The sequence below is a fragment of the Actinophytocola algeriensis genome (assembly GCF_014203735.1).
In the GTDB taxonomy this organism is placed as follows: Bacteria; Actinomycetota; Actinomycetes; order Mycobacteriales; family Pseudonocardiaceae; genus Actinophytocola; species Actinophytocola algeriensis.
The window spans coordinates 800140-819486 of sequence record NZ_JACHJQ010000006.1 but is presented as its reverse complement, the minus strand read 5'-3'; the positions used below and the strand labels follow the sequence as shown (position 1 = coordinate 819486).

The 19347-nt window shown below is 70.7% G+C and carries 20 protein-coding genes; 14 read left to right on the top strand and 6 right to left on the bottom strand.

Annotation, left to right across the window (positions count from 1 at the left end; all coding sequences use genetic code 11):
- Nucleotides 1–37 precede the first annotated feature (37 nt).
- Nucleotides 38–1642 (bottom strand): N-acyl-D-amino-acid deacylase family protein, encoded by a 1605-nt coding sequence (locus FHR82_RS30675; protein WP_376706453.1) that lies wholly within the window; start codon nucleotides 1640–1642, stop codon nucleotides 38–40.
- Complete coding sequence (locus FHR82_RS30670) at nucleotides 1642–2964, bottom strand: amino acid deaminase (RefSeq protein ID WP_446471828.1); 1323 nt, start codon at nucleotides 2962–2964, stop codon at nucleotides 1642–1644. Before FHR82_RS30670 ends, FHR82_RS30675 begins: the two co-directional genes overlap by 1 nt.
- A gap of 133 nt (nucleotides 2965–3097) precedes the next feature.
- Between FHR82_RS30670 and FHR82_RS30665 the strand changes: the two genes are divergently transcribed.
- From FHR82_RS30665 to FHR82_RS30645, 5 genes are all read left to right on the top strand, one after another.
- Complete coding sequence (locus FHR82_RS30665) at nucleotides 3098–4024, top strand: sugar kinase (RefSeq protein ID WP_184814170.1); 927 nt, start codon at nucleotides 3098–3100, stop codon at nucleotides 4022–4024.
- The gene (locus FHR82_RS30660) at nucleotides 4021–4779 is read left to right on the top strand and encodes an IclR family transcriptional regulator (protein WP_184814026.1); all 759 of its coding nucleotides are present in this window, start codon (nucleotides 4021–4023) and stop codon (nucleotides 4777–4779) included. Before FHR82_RS30665 ends, FHR82_RS30660 begins: the two co-directional genes overlap by 4 nt.
- Nucleotides 4780–4864: 85 nt before the next feature.
- Nucleotides 4865–5245, top strand: a complete 381-nt coding sequence (locus FHR82_RS30655; RefSeq protein ID WP_184814025.1) for a RidA family protein — start codon at nucleotides 4865–4867, stop codon at nucleotides 5243–5245.
- 74 nt (nucleotides 5246–5319) lie between these two features.
- Nucleotides 5320–5802 carry a DUF2975 domain-containing protein gene (locus tag FHR82_RS30650; RefSeq protein WP_184814024.1) on the top strand — a complete coding sequence of 161 codons (483 nt, stop codon included), beginning with the start codon at nucleotides 5320–5322 and terminating at the stop codon, nucleotides 5800–5802.
- Nucleotides 5802–6023 (top strand): helix-turn-helix domain-containing protein, encoded by a 222-nt coding sequence (locus FHR82_RS30645; protein ID WP_184814023.1) that lies wholly within the window; start codon nucleotides 5802–5804, stop codon nucleotides 6021–6023. The genes FHR82_RS30650 and FHR82_RS30645 overlap by 1 nt, the downstream gene beginning before the upstream one ends.
- On the opposite strand, the gene FHR82_RS30640 is transcribed toward FHR82_RS30645, so the two are convergent.
- Nucleotides 6016–6279 carry a hypothetical protein gene (locus FHR82_RS30640; protein WP_184814022.1) on the bottom strand — a complete coding sequence of 88 codons (264 nt, stop codon included), beginning with the start codon at nucleotides 6277–6279 and terminating at the stop codon, nucleotides 6016–6018. The two genes, FHR82_RS30645 and FHR82_RS30640, sit on opposite strands and share 8 nt — an antisense overlap.
- Nucleotides 6280–6326: 47 nt before the next feature.
- Between FHR82_RS30640 and uraD the strand changes: the two genes are divergently transcribed.
- The 9 genes from uraD to tuf all read left to right on the top strand — a co-directional run bounded on the left by uraD (nucleotide 6327) and on the right by tuf (nucleotide 16771).
- Nucleotides 6327–6818: a 2-oxo-4-hydroxy-4-carboxy-5-ureidoimidazoline decarboxylase gene (gene uraD, locus FHR82_RS30635; protein WP_184814021.1), complete on the top strand. Its 492-nt coding sequence runs from the start codon at nucleotides 6327–6329 to the stop codon at nucleotides 6816–6818.
- Nucleotides 6815–7111: a hydroxyisourate hydrolase gene (uraH, locus tag FHR82_RS30630; protein ID WP_184814020.1), complete on the top strand. Its 297-nt coding sequence runs from the start codon at nucleotides 6815–6817 to the stop codon at nucleotides 7109–7111. Before uraD ends, uraH begins: the two co-directional genes overlap by 4 nt.
- 6 nt (nucleotides 7112–7117) lie before the next feature.
- A complete protein-coding gene (gene pucL / locus FHR82_RS30625; RefSeq protein WP_221464432.1) occupies nucleotides 7118–7981 on the top strand; it encodes a factor-independent urate hydroxylase in 864 nt (287 codons plus the stop codon).
- A 2-nt stretch (nucleotides 7982–7983) separates the two neighbouring features.
- Nucleotides 7984–8847 (top strand): FAD binding domain-containing protein, encoded by an 864-nt coding sequence (locus tag FHR82_RS30620; RefSeq protein WP_184814019.1) that lies wholly within the window; start codon nucleotides 7984–7986, stop codon nucleotides 8845–8847.
- On the top strand, nucleotides 8847–9323 hold the full coding sequence (locus FHR82_RS30615; protein WP_184814018.1) for a (2Fe-2S)-binding protein: 477 nt from the start codon (nucleotides 8847–8849) through the stop codon (nucleotides 9321–9323). Before FHR82_RS30620 ends, FHR82_RS30615 begins: the two co-directional genes overlap by 1 nt.
- On the top strand, nucleotides 9320–10681 hold the full coding sequence (locus FHR82_RS30610) for an 8-oxoguanine deaminase (RefSeq protein WP_184814017.1): 1362 nt from the start codon (nucleotides 9320–9322) through the stop codon (nucleotides 10679–10681). The genes FHR82_RS30615 and FHR82_RS30610 overlap by 4 nt, the downstream gene beginning before the upstream one ends.
- Nucleotides 10678–12969, top strand: a complete 2292-nt coding sequence (gene pucD / locus FHR82_RS30605; protein WP_184814016.1) for a xanthine dehydrogenase subunit D — start codon at nucleotides 10678–10680, stop codon at nucleotides 12967–12969. The genes FHR82_RS30610 and pucD overlap by 4 nt, the downstream gene beginning before the upstream one ends.
- Before the next feature lie 289 nt (nucleotides 12970–13258).
- Nucleotides 13259–15319: a putative bifunctional diguanylate cyclase/phosphodiesterase gene (locus tag FHR82_RS30600; protein ID WP_184814015.1), complete on the top strand. Its 2061-nt coding sequence runs from the start codon at nucleotides 13259–13261 to the stop codon at nucleotides 15317–15319.
- 264 nt (nucleotides 15320–15583) lie between these two features.
- The gene (gene tuf, locus FHR82_RS30595) at nucleotides 15584–16771 is read left to right on the top strand and encodes an elongation factor Tu (RefSeq protein ID WP_184814014.1); all 1188 of its coding nucleotides are present in this window, start codon (nucleotides 15584–15586) and stop codon (nucleotides 16769–16771) included.
- A gap of 456 nt (nucleotides 16772–17227) precedes the next feature.
- Here tuf and FHR82_RS30590 read toward each other — a convergent pair whose 3' ends face one another.
- The 3 genes from FHR82_RS30590 to FHR82_RS30580 form a co-directional block, all read right to left on the bottom strand.
- Nucleotides 17228–17449: a hypothetical protein gene (locus FHR82_RS30590; RefSeq protein ID WP_376706452.1), complete on the bottom strand. Its 222-nt coding sequence runs from the start codon at nucleotides 17447–17449 to the stop codon at nucleotides 17228–17230.
- Between the two features lie 207 nt (nucleotides 17450–17656).
- A complete protein-coding gene (locus FHR82_RS30585) occupies nucleotides 17657–18493 on the bottom strand; it encodes an amidohydrolase family protein (protein ID WP_184814012.1) in 837 nt (278 codons plus the stop codon).
- A complete protein-coding gene (locus FHR82_RS30580) occupies nucleotides 18490–19347 on the bottom strand; it encodes an IclR family transcriptional regulator (protein ID WP_184814011.1) in 858 nt (285 codons plus the stop codon). The genes FHR82_RS30585 and FHR82_RS30580 overlap by 4 nt, the downstream gene beginning before the upstream one ends.

Genomic DNA, 19347 nt, shown 5'->3' with positions numbered 1-19347 from the left:
TCAGACTCCTTCTGAACGTAGCTTGCGGAGTGAACAGTCAGGTCCGGTGTGGCTCGCGGAGTGAACGATCCGTCGTGTTGCGGATCGAGTGCCCGGCGAGCGCGCCGGTGTGCCTGCCGTCCTCGATGACGGGAACGCCGTTCACCAGCACGTACGGGATGCCGGCCGCCGCCTGGCGCGGCTCGTCGAACGTCGCCGTGTCGGCCACGGTGTCCGGGTCGAACAGCACGAGGTCGGCGGCGTAACCCTCCCGCACGAGCCCGCGGTCGGTCAGCCGGAGCCGCCGCGCGGCCCGGCCCGTCAGGTGCGCGACGCATTCTTCGAGGCTCAGCACCCCCAGCTCACGCACGTACCGCGCGAGGTAGCGCGGGAACGTGCCCCACGCCCTCGGGTGCGGGCGCTCGCCGACCAGCAGCCCGTCGCTGCCGCCGGTGTGGGCGGCGTGCCGCATGATCGCGCGGACGTTGTCCTCGTGCCCGACGTGCATGAGGCACGACGTGCCGAGCTTCTCGCTGATCAGGGTGTCGAAGTACAGCTCGGCAGGCGGCCTGCCGGCCTCCTGCGCCGATGCCGCGACCGATTTCCCCACCAGGTGGGCGTTCTCGTCGCGGCGGACGCCGTTGACCTCGATCGCGTCCCAGTCGACGGGCACGCCGTGGCAGCCGTCCGAGCCGTGGTCCTCGAGGTCGGCGCGGATCCGCTCCCGGATGTCCACATCGGACAGACGGGCGAGTGTCGGGTCCAGGCCGCCCTCGGTGGCCCAGCTCGGCAGCAGCGCGGACAGGTAGGTCGCGCCGGGCAGGTACGGGTAGGTGTCGAGCGAGATGTCGCAGCCGTCCGCGATCGCGTCGTCCAGCAACGACAGCAGCTCACCCGCGCGGCCTTCGTTGACGGGGAAGTTCATCGTGGCGTGCGCGAGGTGCAGCGGGCAGCCGGACCGCCGCGACACGTCGACCATCTCCGCGTACGCCGCCAGCGCACCGGCGCCGTAGCTGCGGTGGTGCGGGCTGTAGTACCCGCCGCCCGTGCCGACGACCTCGCACAGTGCGACGAGTTCGGCGGTGTCGGCGTACATGCCGGGTGTGTAGGTGAGCCCGGACGACATGCCCATGGCCCCCTCGGCGAGTCCGGTCGCCACCAGCGCCCGCATCCGGTCCACTTCGGACTCCGTGGCTGGCCGCGACTCCCAGCCCACCACGAGCATCCGCACGGTCCCCTGCGGCACGAGGTATGCCGCGTTCACCGCGATGCCCTTGTCGAGCCGGTCGAGGTACTCGCCGACGCCGCGCCAGTCCCAGTCGAACCCGGGCGGGTCGTCGTTCCACCCGGCGAGCTGTGCGCGCAGGGCGGCGAGCGTGTCGTCGTCGACCGGTGCGTACGACAGCCCGTCCTGGCCGAGCACCTCGAGCGTGACCCCCTGCGAGACCTTCGCCAGGTGGTCGGGCTTCGCCAGTACCTGCAGGTCGGAGTGCGCGTGCATGTCGATGAACCCGGGCGTCAGCACGAGCCCGCCGGCGTCCACGACACGGCCGCCGCCACCGTCGCCGATCGCGGTGATCCGGCCACCGTCGACGGTCACGTCGGCCCGGCGGGCGGGGGCACCGGTGCCGTCGACCACCGTCGCGCCGCGGAAGGTCAGCATCAGAAGAACGTGCGGATCAGGTCGACCACGGTCTCGCCGTCGGCGCCGACCATCGGCATCAGCGGGACCTTGTCGAACGTCGTGCACGGGTGGGAAAGCCCGAGACCGACCCAGTCGCCGACCTCCAGCGCCGCGTCCGTGCCGAGCGTGACGAACCCGTGCTGGTCGTTGACCGACGTGACCACGCAGCCGGTCAGCTCCGAGGTCACCCCGTCCACCCGCCGCAGCTCCGGCACCGGCAGATCGATGTCGTAGGGCACGTCCCGTTTGCCTGCGGTGATGAACGCGAGCCGCGGCTCCGGGCGCGAGGTGACCTGCGCCCACGCCCGCACCGCGGGCCGCAGCCGCGCGCCGTCGAGCCGGGGAGTCGCGCCGAGCGGCGAGTTGCGCTCGTAGTAGCCCTCGTCGTGCGTCAGGTACGCACCGCTGCGCAGCACCGGCAGCACGGGCAGCCCGTCCGGCCACGGCGCGCCGAGCACCTCGACGACCTGGTCGAAGAACGAGCTGCCGCCCGCGGTCACGACCACCTGGGCCACCCCGTCGAAGTGCCCGCGTTCCGCGAGGTCCAGTGCCAGCGACCGCAGCTCGGTCAGGTGGTCGTGCACGGCGGCGAGCCCGTCGGCGGACGCGTTGCGGGACACCGCGCCCTCGTAGCTCGCGACCCCGGTCAGCCGCAGCACCGGGCTCGCCGCGACGGCCTCCGCGACCTTCAGCGCCGCGGTCCGGTCCCGGCACCCGGTGCGGCCACCCGCCACCCCCAGCTCGATCAGCACGTCCACCGGCCGGGACGGTGCCGCCTCGCGCAGTGCGGCGGTCATCAGCTCGACGCCGCGTTCGGTGTCGACCCAGCACCAGAACTCGAAGTCCGGGTCGCGGTCCAGCTCACCCGCGAGCCACCGCAGCGCGGCGGCGTCGACCAGCTCGTTCGCGAGGATCACCCGGTTCACGCCGAACGCGCGGTAGATCCGCAGCTGGCTCGCGTTGGCCGTGGTCTGCCCCCACACGCCGTGCTCGAACTGCCGCGCGAACAGCTGCGGCGCCATCGTGGTCTTGCCGTGCGGCGCGTGGGCGAAGCCGTGGCGTGCGCACAGGGCGGCCATCGTGGTGAGGTTGTGGGTGAGTGCCGGCTCGTCGAGGACGGTGACCGGAGGGAGGAACCCGTCGGAGAAGAGGTTCACGCCGCGCGCCCTGGCGTCCCGTATGGACAATCCGGACAGTGCGGCCGGAATTCCCTTGAAGCGCCAGTCGATGCGCTCGTCGAGGAGCGCGTCGAGTGCGCCGGGGTTCAGCCGGCCCGGAGTGATCTGCGGCAATCCGCTCACCTCATATTGCGTATCTTGCAACGGCTATTGCGCTATGTGCCACGAAGTTGTGTAGCATCTCCTCGGCCGGCCAGTCAACGGCGGAGGAGGCGCGGCACTCGTGCGTACCGATGTGTTGTGCCTCGGCGAGACCATGGCCATGTTCGTGCCCGCCGAACCGGGCCCGCCCGCCGAGGTGACCACGTGGCACCGGACGGTCGGCGGCGCGGAGTCCAATGTGGCCTGCCACGTCGCCGCGCTCGGGCTGCGGTCGGCGTGGGTGAGCGCGGTCGGCGACGACGCGTTCGGCACGGCCGTCACCGCCGCGGTCGCGTCGTTCGGCGTCGACGTGTCCCGCGTCGCGGTCGACCAGGACCGGCCGACCGGCCTGTACGTCAAGGAACGCGACGCCTCCGGCAGCCCGGTCCGCTACTACCGCCGCGGCTCCGCCGCCTCCGGCATGGGGCCCGCGCTGCTCGACGAGCTGCCGCTCGACGAGGTGCGGGTCGTGCACACCAGCGGGATCACGCCCGCGCTGTCGGACAGCTGCCTCGCGCTGATGGACCGCCTGGTGCACCGGCCACGGGACTTCACGCTGTCGTTCGACCTCAACTGGCGGCCCCGGCTCTGGGCCGACCGCGACCCCTCGGTGCTGCGGGACCTCGCCGCCGCCGCGGACGTCGTGTTCGTCGGCGCCGACGAGGCCAAGCTCGTGTGGGGTGTCGAGGAGCCGGGACAGATCCGCGCGCTGCTGCCGGAACCGGCGACGCTCGTGGTCAAGCAGGGGGCCGAGGGTGCGACGCTCGTCGAGGGCGACGCCGAGCTGTGCCAGCCCGCGCTGAAGGTCGACGTGGTCGAGCCGGTCGGGGCCGGTGACGCGTTCGCCGCCGGGTTCCTGCAGGCCACGCTCGCCGGGTGGGCGCCGAGGGCGCGGCTGCGGGCCGGGCACCTGCGGGCCGCGACCGCGCTGCGCACCCACCACGACGTCGGCCCGTCGCTGCCGCCGGAGTACGTGTCCGCGATGCTGCACGCGTCCGAGGCGGAGTGGGCCGACGCGTACGTGACCGGGGACCTGTCATGAGCCAGAGCCTGGACCGCGCGCTCGTGCTGCTCGACGAGCTGGCCAACGGGCAGCGGACCCTCGACCAGCTGGCGATGCGGCTCGACGTGCACAAGACGACCGTGCTGCGGCTGCTGCGCACGCTCGAGTCGCACCGGTTCGTGCAGCGCGACGGGATCCGGTACTACCGGCTCGGCACGTCGCTGTTCGAGCTGGCGTTCCGGGCGCTCGACGAGCGGGACGTGCGGCGCAGCGTCGAGCCCGCGCTGCGCGCGCTGAACGCCGAGACCGGCCACACCGTGCACCTCGCGTCCTACGAGGACGGTGAGGTGATCTACATCGACAAGTACGAGAGCAGGCACAACGTGCGGATGTACTCCCGCATCGGCCGCCGCGCGCCACTGCACTGCACGGCCGTGGCGAAGGTGTTGGTCGGCGCGTTGCCGGAGGACCAGCGCAGGGAGATCGCCGCGTCGATCACGTACGAGAAGATGACACCGAACACGATCACCACGCCACGCGCGTACCTGGCGGAGCTGGACCGGGTGGCGGCGCGGGGCTACGCGATCGACGACGAGGAGCACGAGGAGCACATCCACTGCGTGGCCGCGCCGGTGCGCGGCGCGCGGGGCGAGGTGCTCGCGGCGATGTCGTTGTCGGTGCCGCAGGTCGTGCTCGACCTGGACGGTCTGCTGGAGCTGGTGCCGGCGTTGCTGGCCGCGGCGTCGGCGGCGTCCGTCGAGTGTGGTTACCCGGAAACGAGGAGGAGCAACTGATGCCGGGCCACACTGTGCACGTCGCGTCTCGCGAGGTCGGCGAGGTGATCTACATCGACAACCCGGAAACGAGGAGGAGCAACTGATGGCGAAGGTCGCGATCCACCCGGAGGGAACGAAGATCCCGACGGTGCCGCTCACGCACGGCATCCGCAAGGGCAACATCCTGCAGGTGGCCGGCCAGGTGGCGTTCGACCCCTCGACGAACGAGATCGTCGGGACCACGGTCACCGAGCAGACCCGCCAGGTCATGCAGAACGTGCGCCGGGTCCTCGAGGCGGGCGGTGCCACCCTCGACGACGTGATCATGTGCCGCGTCTACCTCACCGACACGGCCCACTTCGGCGAGCTGAACGACGCGTACCGCGAGTTCTTCGAGGAGTCCTTCCCGGCCCGCACGACCGTCTACGTCGGCCTCCCCGAGGGCCTGCTGGTGGAGATCGACGCGCTGGCCGTCCTGGACTGACGTGAGTGGGGGTCTCGTGACGGCACGGGACCCCATCGATTGACTTTCGATAGGTAGATGTCGATACTCGATGCATGATCGGTGTGCATCGGGCCGTCGTGGTCCCGCTCCGCGTGTTCCTCGTGGTGTTGTTCGGGATTCTCGTCCTGTTCCAGGTGATGTCGCTGCCCGGGCAGTTCGCGGACATGGCCAGGGAGAACCCGGACGCCGCACCCTTCCGGTGGCCTGCGACCGTGATCGCAATCTTCCTCGTGCTGTGCGTGCAGGTGGTGATCGTGGCGACCTGGAAGCTGCTCACCATGGTCCAGAAGGACCGCATCTTCACCGAGGACGCGATGAGGTGGGTGAACGCGATCGTGTGGGCCATCGCCGCGGGCTGGGTGGTGCTCGTCGGCGTGTTCCTGTTCGTGGGGTTCAACGCCGACGACCCCGGCGTCCCCCTCGTGCTGTTCCTGCTGACGACGGGGGTCACCGTGCTGGGACTGCTGATGGTGGTGATGCGCGCACTGCTGCGCCAGGCCACGACGCTGCGCAGCGACATGGAGTCGGTGATCTGATGCCGATCGTCGTGCGCATCGACGTCGAACTGGCCAAACGGAAGATGAGCGTGGGGGAGTTCGCCGAGAAGGTGGGCCTCACCCCGGCGAACGTGGCGGTACTGAAGAACGGCCGCGCGAAGGCGGTGCGCTTCTCCACGCTGGAGGCGATGTGCCGGGTGCTGCAGTGCCAGCCGGGCGACCTCCTCGAATGGGTGGACGAGGAGGAGCCGCCTACCTGACGAGGCGGTCGGCCTCCGTCTGCTCCGTGGGCGCGGGGCCGTCACGCCGTGCGAACCACGCCGTGACCACCGACTGGCGGAGTCCGGTGATCGCACCAGCAAAGGAAGTGAACGCCGCGATCCGGTCCTGCCGGAGGCGTTCCGCGCGCCCGACGCGCTCCGCCCGCCGGGCGGTGAACCACCCGAACAGGTAAGTGAGGCCCGACCCGGCCAGGGTGCCGCCCACGGCGACCAGAGTCGTGACCAAACCGTCCACGGCGGAAGAGTCTGTCAGCCAGCCACAACGCCGGTACAGTCCCGAGGATGTCCGACGACTCACCACTCGACCGGCTGAACGCCGAGGAGGCCGCGGCCGCGGAGCACGACCTGCTCGCCTGCTGCGCGTCCCGCCGCTGGGCCGACGAGATCCTCGCCCGGCGCCCGTACCACGACCTCGCCCAGCTGCGGAGTGTCTCCGAGCAGGTCCTCCGCGCGCTCGACTGGGCCGACGTCGAGCACGCGCTCGCCGCCCACCCGCGCATCGGGGAGCGCGCGACCGGGCCCGGGCCGGAGGCCGCCTGGTCCCGTGAGGAGCAGGCGGGCGCCACCCCGGACGAGGACCTGGCGGCGGGCAACGTCGTCTACGAGGAGCGGTTCGGGCACGTCTTCCTCATCTGTGCCACCGGGCTGACGGGCGAGGAGATGCTGGCCGCCCTGCGCGCCCGCCTCGGCAACGACCCGGCGGCCGAACGCGACGTGGTCCGCGAGGAGCTGCGCAAGATCGTGGACCTGCGGCTCGGGAAGGCGTTCGGATGAGTCTCTCCACCCACGTCCTCGACACGAGCGAGGGGCGGCCCGCCACGGGTGTGCCCGTGCGGCTCGAACTGCACGACGACGGCTGGCGCACCATCGCCGACGGGCACACCGACGACGACGGGCGCATCTCCGGCTGGGACACCGCCGAGCCCGGTGTGTACCGGCTCGTCTTCGAGATCCGCGGTGAGTTCTACCCCGAGGTCACCGTCGCCTTCCGGGTCACCGACGACAGCCACTACCACGTGCCGCTGCTCATCAGCCCGTACGGCTACTCGACCTACCGCGGGAGCTGACCCACGTTGACCGATCACGACATCCGCCTCGGCGACAACCAGTACGGCAAAGCCGAGACCCGACTCGTTCGGGTCGACCGGCACGACGACCGCCACGAGGTCACCGACCTCAACGTCAGCACCGCGCTGGCCGGCGACCTCGCCGCCACGCACCTGACCGGCGACAACGCGGGCGTGCTGCCCACCGACACGCAGAAGAACACGGTCTTCGCGTTCGCCCGCGACGGGATCTCCTCGATCGAGGCGTTCGCGCTGCGGCTCGCGCGGCACTTCGTCGACGCCACGCCCACGATCCACCGCGCCCGCGTGCGGATCGAGCAGTACAGCTGGGCACGGGTCGCGGACCACTCGTTCGTCCGCGACTCGGGCACCCGCACGACGACCGTCACCTACGACGGCACCGCGGCGACCGTGGTGTCCGGCGTGGACGACCTCGTGGTCATGAACACGACCGGGTCGGAGTTCCACGGCTTCCACTCCGACCGGTACACCACGCTGCCCGAGACGCACGACCGCATCCTCGCCACCGCCGTGCGCGCCGACTGGCGGCACGCGTCCGCCGCTGACACGGACTGGAACACCTCGCACCGGGAGGCCGCTCGTCACCTCGTCGAGGCGTTCGCCGACACGCACTCCCTTTCGCTGCAACAGACCCTGCACGCGATGGGCGAGCGGGTGCTGCGGCACCGCGAGGAACTGGCCGAGGTGCGGCTGTCGCTGCCGAACAAGCACCACTTCCTCGTCGACCTGTCACCGTTCGAGCTGGACAACCCCGGCGAGGTGTTCTTCGCCGCCGACCGGCCGTACGGGCTCATCGAGGGCGGGGTGGTACGGGACGGCGCGCCCGACCCCGGGCTCGCGTGGTGGTGACCATGGACTTCCTTCGACCGTCCACATTGGACGAAGCACTGGCGATGAAGGCGGAGTTCCCGGACGCCGTGCCGATCGCGGGTGGCACGGACGTGATGGTGGAGCTGAACTTCGACGTCCGCCGCCCGCCCGCTCTGCTCGACCTCGGCCTGGTCACCGAGCTGTCCGGGTGGACCCGGGAGAACGGGCACGTCCGGCTCGGCGCGACCGTGCCGTACACGCGGATCGTGACCGAGCTGGGTGACGTCCTGCCCGGGCTCGCGATGGCGGCGCGGACCGTCGGGTCACCACAGATCCGCAACCGGGGCACGGTCGGCGGCAACCTCGGCTCCGCGTCGCCCGCCGGGGACGCGCACCCGCCGCTGGTCGCCGTCGGCGCCGACATCGAGGTGGCCTCCACCAGGGGCAGCAGGACCGTGCCCGCGCGGGAGTTCTTCACCGCGCCCAAGAAGTCCGCGCTCGAACCGGACGAGCTGATCGTGGCCATCCAGGTGCCGGAGGCCGCCGGGCCGCAGCAGTTCGCGAAGGTCGGCACCCGCAACGCGATGGTCATCGCGGTCTGCTCGTTCGCGGTCACGCTCGACGTGGCCGGCAAGGGTGTCGGCACCGGCATCGGATCCGCGGGGCCGACCCCGTTGCGGGCGCTGGAGGCCGAGCGGTTCGCGGCCGCCGAGCTGCCGTGGGGGTCAGGCGAACCGTTGCAGGAGAACATCGTGCGGGCGTTCGGCGAACTGGTCGGCGCCGCCGCGCGCCCCATAGACGACGTGCGCGGGACCGCGGCCTACCGCCGCCACGCGCTGTCCGTGCTCGCCCGCCGCACACTCGGCTGGGCGTGGCGATCGGTACCGCAGGAGGTTGCGAAGTAATGCGGGTCAATGTGGAGGTCAACGGCGAGCAGCGCACCGCGGACGACGTGTGGCCGGGCGAGAGCCTGCTGTACGTCCTGCGTGAGCGCCTCGGTCTGCCTGGCGCCAAGAACGCCTGTGAACAGGGGGAATGCGGCTCCTGCACGGTCTACCTCGACGGCACGCCGGTGTGCGCGTGTCTCGTCGCCGCCGGCCAGGTCGAGGGCCGGTCGGTGCGGACCGTCGAAGGGCTCGGCAGCGCGGAGGAGCTGGACCCGGTGCAGGACGCGTTCGTCCGCACCGGCGCGGTCCAGTGCGGCTTCTGCACGCCGGGGCTGGTGGTCGCCGCGCACGACCTCGTGCACCGCAAGCCGGACGCGAGTGACGCCGAGATCCGCGAGGCGCTGGCCGGGAACCTGTGCCGCTGCACGGGGTACGAGAAGATCCTCGACGCGGTGCGGATGGCCGCGGTGGCCGTGAAGGAGCAGCGGTCATGAGGACCATCATCGAGAACGCCGCCATCGCCACCGTCGACGGCGGCGAAGGCGCGGGCACCGAGTACCGCTACGGGCACGTCGTCGTGACCGACGGGATCATCGAGGCGGTCGGCGACGGCGCCGCGCCACCCGGGCCGGCGGCCGACCGGTGGATCGACGGCACCGGCTGCCTCGTCACGCCGGGCTTCGTCAACACCCACCACCACCTCTACCAGTGGGCCACCCGCGGCTACGCGCAGGACGCCACGCTGTACGAGTGGCTGACCGCGCTGTACCCGGTGTGGGCCGGCATCGACGAGACGATCGTCCACACCGCGGCGGTCGCGGGCCTCACCCGGCTCGCCCGCACCGGTTGCACGACCGCCGCCGACCACCACTACGTCATCCCGCGGAACGCCGGTGACACCTTCGGCGCGACCGTCGAGGCCGCGCGCACGGTCGGCATCCGGCTGCACGGTGTGCGCGGGTCCATGGACCGCGGCGAGTCGCAGGGCGGTCTGCCGCCGGACTCGATCGTCGAGACCCTGGACGGCGCGCTCACCGGCACCGCGGCCGCCATCGACGCGTTCCACGACCCGTCGCCGGGTTCGTTCACGCGGATCGCGGTCGGGCCGTGCTCGCCGTTCTCGGTGAGCGAGGACCTGATGCGCAAGGCGACGGAACTGGCGCGGGACAAGGGTGTCCGCCTCCACACCCACCTCGCGGAGACCCTCGACGAGGAACGCCAGTGCCTCGACGAGTACGGCTGCACCCCGGCCGAGCTGGCCGACCGGCTCGACTGGCTCGGCGAGGACGTGTGGTTCGCGCACGGCATCCACTTCTCCGACGACGCGGTCGCCCGGCTCGGCGCGACCGGCACGGGCGTCGCGCACTGCCCGACCTCCAACTCCCGCCTCGGTGCCGGCATCGCCCGGGTGCAGGACCTGGTGCACGCCGGGTGCCCGGTCGGCCTCGGCGTCGACGGTGCCGCGTCCAATGAGGACGGTGGGCTCGGGATCGAGCTGCGCCAGGCGGTGTACCTGGCCAGGCAGAAGAACGGCCCGCACTCGGCCACCGCCCGCGACGGGCTGTGGCTCGCCACCCGAGGCGGCGCGCGTGTCCTGGGCCGCGAGGCCGAGATCGGCTCGCTCGAGGCGGGCAAGCAGGCCGACCTGGCCGTGTGGCGGCTGACCGGCATGAACCACGCGGGCATCACCGATCCGGTGGCGGCACTGGTGTTCGGCGCGCTGCCGCCGCTCGCGCTGCTGCTCGCGGGCGGCAACGTGATCGTCGAGGACGACGAGGTCCGCACCGTGTCCGAGGCGGACGCCGCCACGGCACTGGGCGCCGCGTCCCGAGCGCTGGCGGAGAAATCATGACCACCACCACCCAGCAGCCGCTCATCACCAATGTCACCGGTGGGGTCGGGGACAGCCCGATGCGGCCGGACGGCGCGCAGAAGACCCGCGGCGAGTTCGCGTACTCGTCCGACCTGTGGGCCGACGACATGCTGTGGGGCGCCACGCTGCGCAGCCCGCACCCGTACGCGCGCGTCAAGGGCCTCGACATCACCGAGGCGCTCAAGCTCCCCGGGGTGCACGCCGTGCTCACCCACGAGGACGTGCCCGACAACATCTACGGTCTCGAGCACCCGGACCAGCCGGTGCTCGCCGTGGACATCGTGCGCTACCAGGGGGAACCGGTCGCGATCGTCGCCGCCGACCACCCCGAGACCGCCCGCCGCGCCGCGGACCGCATCGTCGTCGACTACGAGGTGCTGACGCCGGTCACCGACGCGGAGGCCGCGATGCGTCCCGACGCGCCGGTCCTGCACCCGGCGCACGAGGGCGGCAACATCGTCCGCCACGCGCCGATCCGCTTCGGCGAGGAGAACCCGGTCGCGGACGTCGTGGTCACCGGCGAGTACACGGTCGGCATGCAGGACCAGGCCTTCCTCGGCCCGGAGTCCGGGCTCGCGGTGCCCGCCGAGGACGGCGGTGTCGACCTCTACATCGCCACGCAGTGGCTGCACGCCGACCAGCGGCAGCTCACGAAGGCGCTGGCGATGCCCGAGGACAAGGTGCGCCTGCACCTCGCGGGTGTCGGCGGCGCGTTCGGTGCGCGGGAGGACCTGTCGATGCAGGTCCACGCCTGCCTGCTCGCGCTGCACACGCGCAAGCCGGTCAAGATCGTCTACGGTCGCGAGGAGTCGTTCTTCGGGCACGTGCACCGGCATCCCGCGCTGATGCGGTACGAGCACGGCGCCACCCGCGACGGCGATCTCGTCTACGTCAAGGCGGAGATCATCCTCGACGGCGGTGCCTACGCGTCCACCACCGCGGCCGTCACCGGCAACGCGGCCACGCTCGGCGCGGGCCCCTACCGGGTGCCGAACGTGCGGATCGACGGCTACGGCGTCTACACGAACAACCCGCCGTGCGGCGCGATGCGCGGCTTCGGCGCGGTGCAGGCGTGCTTCGCGTACGAGTCGCAGATGGACAAGCTCGCGGCCGCGCTCGACATGGACCCGGTCGACCTGCGCATCCGCAACGCCGCCGAACGCGGCACGGTCATGCCGACCGGTCAGGTGATCGACTCACCCGCACCGGTCGCCGAGCTGCTGGAGCTCGTGCGCGCCAAGCCGCTGCCCGCGATCCCGACCGGGCCGCGCGACCTGCGTGAGCTGCCCGGCGGCGTGTCCAACACGACGCACGGCGAAGGGGTCGTGCGCGGGGTCGGGTACGGCGTCGGCATCAAGAACGTCGGGTTCTCCGAGGGTTTCGACGACTACTCGACCGCCAGGGTTCGGCTCGAGGTCATCGCGGGCGAGCCGGTGGTGTCCGTGCACACCGCCGCCGCGGAGGTCGGGCAGGGCCTGGTGACGCTGAAGGCGCAGATCGCGCGGACCGAGCTGGGTGTGCAGCGGGTGCAGATCCAGCCGTCGAACACCTTCGTCGGCTCTGCCGGGTCGTCCTCGGCGTCGCGGCAGAGTTACGTCACGGGCGGCGCGGTCAGGGCGGCGTGCGAGGAGGTCCGCGCGGGCGTGCTGGAGCTGGCCGCCGCACGTGGGTTCGCCGCGACCGGGCTCGCGGGTGGCAAGGTGGTGTCCGCGACGAACGAGGTGCTCGCGGACCTCGTCGACGTGCTCGGCGACGAGGTCGTCGAGCGGACCGTCGAGTGGCGGCACCGGCCGACTGCGCCGCTGGATCCCGTGACCGGGCAGGGTTTCGCGCACGTGCAGTACGCGTTCGCCGCGCACCGGGCAGTGGTCGACGTCGACGTCGAGCTGGGGCTCGTGCGGGTCGTGGAGCTGGCGTGCGCGCAGGACGTCGGCCGTGCCATGAACCCGGACGCGGTGCTCGGGCAGATCCAGGGCGGGTCCGCGCAGGGCCTCGGGCTCGCGGTGATGGAGGAGATCCAGGTCGTCGACGGCGTGGTGCGCAACCCGTCGTTCACCGACTACCTCATCCCGACCGTGCTGGACATGCCGCCGATGACGATCGACGTGCTCGAACGCGCGGACCCCCATGCGCCGTACGGGTTGCGGGGCGTAGGGGAGCCGCCGACGCTGTCGTCGACGCCCGCGATCGCGGCGGCCATCCGCGCGGCGACCGGCCTGGCGCTGTCACGGGTGCCGGTGCGGCCGGAGCACATCGTCGGAGCGTGACGAAACGGCGGTCGGCAACGCCTAACAAGATATGTTCGTGAGTAGTGTGGTGATTACGTTCCGCCATCAGTGGAGGGCAGTCGCGTTCTGTGCACGCCCAGCGTGCGGCAATGATCGCTACCGACGGTAGTTCACTCGAACAGCCTAGAACTAAACACATAGGGTGTTCACGTTGGCGGTGATCGGTCCCCTTTTGGGTGCAGAGGGGTTGCGCATTCACTGGTAATGTCACAACCCGCTTGAACCGGAGAAGGACAACCCCGAATGACTTGGCCGCTGGAAGGCTCCGGTGGATCGATCTGAGCTTGCGCGTGAATGGGCGGGGGCGCTGGCACAGGTCATCTACGTGGCGCACGCGCGCGATCACGTCGAGGGTGAGCTGGCAACGGCCCTCGACGCGCTCGTGGACGCCGCCCGAGCGGAGCCGTACGACGAGCGGCCGGTCCTGGACGTCGCGAACCATTTGGTGGCACTGGGTTTGGCCGGATCCGAATGTCTCGACGTGACGATCAACGTACTGGGTGAGCAGATGCCGAAGCTGTCCGGGGTCTCGGACCTCTTCGGGCTGCCAGGGCGTCTCGTGGTCGTGTTCGGCTCGCTCGCCAAGGGCATCGCGGAAGGCATGCGCCACAAGCTGTTCTCCGAGCAGGAAGGCCTGACGCTCGCGCTGATCCGCGCCCGCGAGAACGCGGAGAACGCGTTGCGGGACAGCGAGGCGCGGTTCGAGGAGGTCTTCTCGACCGCCAGCGTCGGCATGGCGATCACCGATCTGGACCTCGGCGTGATCCGCACCAACCGCGCGCTCACCGACATCCTCGAGCACCGGCGCGGCAAGTTCCCCGCAGGCCGGCTCGACGAGATCTTCCACCCGGACGACGCCGACTACCTGAAGCTGCGCTACCAGGTCCTCCTCGAGGAGAACTCGCTCCCGTTCCGCGAGCGGCGAAGACTCGTGAAGAGCGACGGCGAGGACGCGCTGGTCTTCCTGTCCGCGTCGGTGCTGCGGTCGCCGTCGGGTGCGCCCACCTATTACGTCACGACCGTCGAGGACGTGTCGGACCGCCACTTCCTGGAGAACCGGCTCCAGTTCCAGGCCACGCACGACGCGCTGACCGGGCTCGCGAACCGGCAGCGGTTCGTCGGCAAGCTGGAGGAAGCGCTGTCCGGTCAGCACACCGCCGACGAGTTCACGGTGCTGCACCTGGACCTCGACGGCTTCCACGCGGTGAACGACGGCCTCGGCCGGGACGTGGGCGACCGCCTGCTGCAGACCGTCGCGATGCGCCTGGCCGACGTGTTCGCCGAGGAGAACGCGACGGTGGCGCGGTTCGACGGCGACGAGTTCGGCGTGCTCGTGGAACACAAGGCGACCACCCCGACGTGTGCCGCGATGGCCACCCGCATCAACGAAGAGCTGGCGGAACCGATCTTCGTCGGCGAACACGGCGTCGCCGCGACGGCCACCATCGCCGTGCTGCACCAGCCGTCCCCGGGGACCACGCCCCAGGAACTGTTGCGCGCCACCGACATCACACTGCGCAGGCTCAAGCAGACCGGCCGCCGCCAGTGGGGCCTGGTCGACGAACAGCAGAACAAGGCCGACCGCGAACGCTTCAACCTGGCCGGCTCGATGCCCGGTGCCTGGGAGAACGGCGAGATCTCACTCGAGTACCAGCCGGTGGTGGCCGTGGCGTCCGGGAAGGTCGCCGCGGTGCGGGCGCTGCTCCGGTGGGACCACGCGGAAGGCGCCCTCGACCACGAGCGTTGCCTGCAGGTGCTGGCGGAGACCGGTTTCTCACTGCCGATCGGCCGGTGGATGCTCGGCCGCGCCTGCGCCGACCTCAAGGACATGCCCGGCCGCCCGGTCCTGTACGTGGAGCTGACCCGCGAGTTCGCCGGCGACCCGGACCTGGTGTCGACCGTGCAGGCGGTGCTCGCGGACGCGGGCCTCGCGCCGGACCAGCTGCAGGTCGGGATTCCGGTGCAGGCGCTGTGCATGCTGGACGGGCTGGCCGAGGACAACCTGCACGTGCTGGTGGACATCGGGGTGTCGGTGGTGCTGTACGAGTTCGGGACCACCACCGGGGACCTGGCCTGTCTCGAGGACCTGCCGGTCCGGGCGGTGAAGATGGCTTCCCGTGTGGTGTCCCGGGTTGCCGACGAAGGGTCCCTGTTCACCCGCGCGGTCCGCGACCTGGTCCCGCTGGTGCGGGGGAGCGGGGCGGCGGTCATCGTCGGGGACGTCGACGGTGCGGACCAGTTCGAGTGGTGGCGGGCGGTCGGCGCCGATCAGGTGCTTGGCGCACATGTCGGGCAACCCGGGTTGCCGGTGGACCTCCCGCTGGGCTGACCTCCCCGGTCTCGCTGTGCGGGCCGGGCTTCGAAAATCGGGTGACGGGCCCCGGTTCGCGTGTCACCCTGTGATCATGTTCCGGCTGGCCATGATCGATGCGTCCATGGGGTTCGCCCCCGTGGACTCGGTCGTGGCCGCCCTTTCCTTGCTGGACGGCGCCCGACTCTGACCCTCCTCCGCGTGGCCTGCACGGGGAACCCGCCGGGGAGGGTGGGTCTACCACGTGGTTCTCCGGACGTCGTTCCACACCAAGGGAAAGTCATGACCAAGCAGCACTTCGTGCGCACCAAGCCGCACCTCAACATCGGAACCATGGGGCACGTCGACCACGGGAAGACCACGCTCACCGCCGCGATCACGCGGACCCTCTCCGAGCTGGACCCGACGACCACCAGCTACGTCGGGTTCGAGGGGATCGACCGGGCGCCCGAGGAGCAGGCCCGCGGTATCACGATCAACATCTCGCACGTCGAGTACGAGACCGCCACGCGGCACTACGCGCACGTCGACATGCCAGGGCACGCCGACTACGTCAAGAACATGATCACCGGCGCCGCGCAGCTCGACGCCGCGATCCTCGTCGTGTCCGCCCAGGACGGGGCCATGCCCCAGACCCGGGAGCACGTCGTCCTCGCGCGGCGCATCGGGGTGCCGCACGTCGTGGTCGCCCTCAACAAGGTCGACCTCGTCGAGGACGGTGAGCTGCTCGACCTCGTCGAGCTGGAGCTGCGGGAGTTGCTGTCACAGTACGGGTTCGACGGGAACGCCACCCCGATCGTGCGGGTGTCCGGTCTCAGGGCGCTGCACGGCGACCCGGTGTGGGCGCGCGGCATCGTCGACCTCCTCCAAGCCGTCGACGAGCACGTGCCCGTACCACCCCGGCCGCTGGAAGGGCCTTTCCTCATGCCGATCGAGAACGTGCTCACGATCACCGGGCGCGGGACCGTCGTCACGGGCGCCATCGAGCAGGGCACCATCGAGGTCGGGGCGCCGGTCGAAGTGGTCGGCCTCGGTCCCAGCCGCACGTCCGTGTGCACCGGCCTCGAGACGTTCGGGAAGACCCTCGACCGGGCCGAGGCAGGCGACAACGCGGCGGTACTCCTCCGCGGGGTGCGCCGCGACGAGGTGCGGCGTGGGCAGGTGCTGTGCGCTCCCGGCTCGGTGCTGCCGCACACCCGGTTCACCGCCCACGTCTACCTGCTGTCCACACAGGAGGGTGGGCGCACGACCGGGTTCGCCAGCAACTACCGGCCGCAGTTCTACTTCCGCACCACCGACGTGGTCGGCAACGTCGAACTGCTCGACACGGCCATCGCACTGCCCGGGGACTCGATCGAGATGTCCGTAACCCTGGGCAAGCCCATCGCGATGGACGTCGGCCTGGGGTTCGCCATCCGTGAGGGCAACCGCACGGTAGGCGCGGGCACCATTCAGCAACTGCTCGACTAGCGCGACCAGACCCGGACGCCACGACGAGAGAAGCGGGCGCAAGCCACGCCACACCCGAGGCTGCCCGCCATCCCGTCGACCTGGCGAAGCCCGATCACACCGCGTCGAGGGGCCTGCAAGGAGCACAAGATCGCCAAAGCTCCGGCCCCTTGGCGCGGTGTGAGGGCCCGGGCCGGACCAGCCCCAGTGCCCTGAACCAGCGCTGACCAGCGAAAACAGCGAACCGAAACAGAGACGTCACGGTGAGTTTCCGACCGGGTGCGATGCGTGCACGTCAGAAGTTCACCAACCGGACGCGCCAGGACAATCTGGATGAATCGGGTGGGAAATTCCATGATCAAACGGTGGCGGCGCGTTACTTGATGCCGCCAAGCACGTCGGCGCCGAGTGCCGGATCGATCACCAGGAGTGTTATTACCGTTTTCCCGGTTGATCTGGCAATCGGCCTAATCAGTTTCAGGCCGCGGCAGGCGCCGGGGCGAGGGCGGCGACACCCGCGTCGGTCAGCGCCGCGGGCACGAGTTCCCCCCAGGTGCCCTGGTGCGCAGGCTCGACGAGGCCTTCGTGCGCGAGCGTGTGGGCCAGGTACTGGTCACAGCACGGCACACCGTCGATGAACAGGTCGGGCTCGGACGAGCAGCTGAGTTGTGCACGACCTGCGACAACCGCTCTCAGCATGGACAGAGCTCTGTGGTTCAGACCTTCTGGTAGTGCGGACATCGTGTTCCCCTGCGTTGGCGTTTCCTGCGGAGTTATGTCTATCACTCGGCACCGACAATTCGTGGGACGTGTGATGGACCTATTCGGTTTCATCGGTCTTTCTCACGGATTGTTACCAACAGGAGTACCCGCCGTCCACTCAGATACGCGCTCTGCCCGAATGGGCTACGCACCGAGGCCGAGCTCCGCCAGAGGGTTCCCGTTCAGCAACCAGTCGAGGGTTTCGTCGCCGACACGCGGTAACCCGGCGCCCCCCGAGCGGGCCAGCTCCCGCAGTCCCTCGGTGGCTTCGCGAGGCGTCCACATCGGATAGTCGGACCCGAAAAGCAGCCGGTCGACGATGCCCCACTCCTGCGCGCGCACCAGCGCGAGGTACCCGTCGAGCGGCCGCGCCCACGACGCCGACACGTCGGTGAACACGTTCCGGTTCTTCCGGCAGGTCACGATGCTCTCCCGTTGCCACGGGTGCCCCATGTGGGCGATGATCTGCACCAGATCGGGGTGCCGGGTGGCCACGTCGTCGACCAGAAGCGGATTGGACAACGTCAGGTTCCCGGCGGGCGACGGGGTGGCGCCCATGTGCCACAGCACCACCAGCCCCTGGCGGGTGGCTTCCCGGTAGAACGGGTCGTGCGACGGCGAGCGCGGGTCGAAACCGGCCAGCACCGGGTACAGCTTCACGCCGCGCAGCCCCAGCGACAGGCCCTCGGCCAGCTGGTCCATGGCGTCCGGGTCCGACAGGTCAAGCGACATGAACCCGACGGTCTCGGTCGTGGTCTCGCGGCAGAACCGGGCCACGAACTCGTTCGGCGTCCGCACGCCCTGCTTGGTGGCCCGCATGCCGAACACGAACGCCAGGTCGACGCCGCCGTCGGCCATGGCCTCGTCGAAGTCGGCGGGGGTCACGTCCACCCATTCGCGCTGGTAGACCGGCTTCCAGTTGGTGTCCCACTCGGGACCCCAGTGGGTGTGCTGCAGGCAGTGCGTGTGGACATCGATCATGGTTCGCCCATCGACTCGTGCATCCGGGACAGCACCGCCACCACGTCGTGGTCGGCCGCGAGCGCCGCCGCGGCCGTGGTCAGCCGCTCCAGGTACTCCTTCTGCTTCTTCGGCGTGAACTCGCCCGCCGGGCCGGACACCGACAGCGCCGCCAGGGTCTGGTCTGCCACCGTCACCGGCACCGCGAGGCACTTCAGCCCCGCGCTGCTCTCGTTGTCGTCGATCGCGTACCCGCGCCGCTGCGTCCGCCTGACCTCCTTCGTCATCTCGTCGAGCGAGGTGATCGTGCGGTCGGTGCGTGCGGGGAAGGGCTCGGCAGGCAGGTAGGCGGCCAGGGCCTCGGGTGCGACCCCGGCGAGCAGCATCTTGCCGAGACCCGTCGAGTGCGTGCTGTCCCGCGCGCCTGGGCTGGTCTCGAACCGCAGGGGCCGGTCGGGCTGCCGCACGCACACGTGCACGACCTCCCGGCCGTCCAGCAGGCCGAGGTTGGACGTCTGCTGCGTCTCGCGCGCCAACTCGTCCAGGTAGGACCCGGCCGCGGCGGACAGGTCCAAACTGGACACATAGGCGTCGGCGAGCGCCATCACCTTGTGGCCCAGCCGGTAGGCGGGCCGTTCGTCCACCCGGACCACGAACCGCATCTCGGTCAGCGCGGCCAGCAGGCGCACCAGCGTGCTCTTGGGCAGCCCGGTGTGCTCGTGCATGCCGGTCAGCGTCACCGGCGGCGGCACCGACGCGAGCAGGTCCAGCAGCACGAGCCCACGGGTCAGCGCGTGGGTGTGGTAGTTCGCGCTCTTCGGGCCGAGCTGGTCGTCGGTCCTCGTCGGACGCGCCCCACGGGTCTTGGTGGCCAT

Excerpts from the sequence above, each read along its gene's own strand:
- FHR82_RS30675 (WP_376706453.1), bottom strand. The coding sequence starts at position 1,642 with ATGCTGACCTTCCGCGGCGCGACGGTGGTCGACGGCACCGGTGCCCCC.
- FHR82_RS30665 (WP_184814170.1), top strand. The coding sequence starts at position 3,098 with ATGGCCATGTTCGTGCCCGCCGAACCGGGCCCGCCCGCCGAGGTGACC.
- FHR82_RS30660 (WP_184814026.1), top strand. The coding sequence starts at position 4,021 with ATGAGCCAGAGCCTGGACCGCGCGCTCGTGCTGCTCGACGAGCTGGCC.
- FHR82_RS30655 (WP_184814025.1), top strand. The coding sequence starts at position 4,865 with ATGGCGAAGGTCGCGATCCACCCGGAGGGAACGAAGATCCCGACGGTG.
- FHR82_RS30650 (WP_184814024.1), top strand. The coding sequence starts at position 5,320 with ATGATCGGTGTGCATCGGGCCGTCGTGGTCCCGCTCCGCGTGTTCCTC.
- FHR82_RS30645 (WP_184814023.1), top strand. The coding sequence starts at position 5,802 with ATGCCGATCGTCGTGCGCATCGACGTCGAACTGGCCAAACGGAAGATG.
- uraD (WP_184814021.1), top strand. The coding sequence starts at position 6,327 with ATGTCCGACGACTCACCACTCGACCGGCTGAACGCCGAGGAGGCCGCG.
- uraH (WP_184814020.1), top strand. The coding sequence starts at position 6,815 with ATGAGTCTCTCCACCCACGTCCTCGACACGAGCGAGGGGCGGCCCGCC.
- FHR82_RS30620 (WP_184814019.1), top strand. The coding sequence starts at position 7,984 with ATGGACTTCCTTCGACCGTCCACATTGGACGAAGCACTGGCGATGAAG.
- FHR82_RS30615 (WP_184814018.1), top strand. The coding sequence starts at position 8,847 with ATGCGGGTCAATGTGGAGGTCAACGGCGAGCAGCGCACCGCGGACGAC.
- FHR82_RS30610 (WP_184814017.1), top strand. The coding sequence starts at position 9,320 with ATGAGGACCATCATCGAGAACGCCGCCATCGCCACCGTCGACGGCGGC.
- pucD (WP_184814016.1), top strand. The coding sequence starts at position 10,678 with ATGACCACCACCACCCAGCAGCCGCTCATCACCAATGTCACCGGTGGG.
- tuf (WP_184814014.1), top strand. The coding sequence starts at position 15,584 with ATGACCAAGCAGCACTTCGTGCGCACCAAGCCGCACCTCAACATCGGA.
- FHR82_RS30590 (WP_376706452.1), bottom strand. The coding sequence starts at position 17,449 with ATGCTGAGAGCGGTTGTCGCAGGTCGTGCACAACTCAGCTGCTCGTCC.
- FHR82_RS30585 (WP_184814012.1), bottom strand. The coding sequence starts at position 18,493 with ATGATCGATGTCCACACGCACTGCCTGCAGCACACCCACTGGGGTCCC.
- FHR82_RS30580 (WP_184814011.1), bottom strand. The coding sequence starts at position 19,347 with ATGGCCACCAAGACCCGTGGGGCGCGTCCGACGAGGACCGACGACCAG.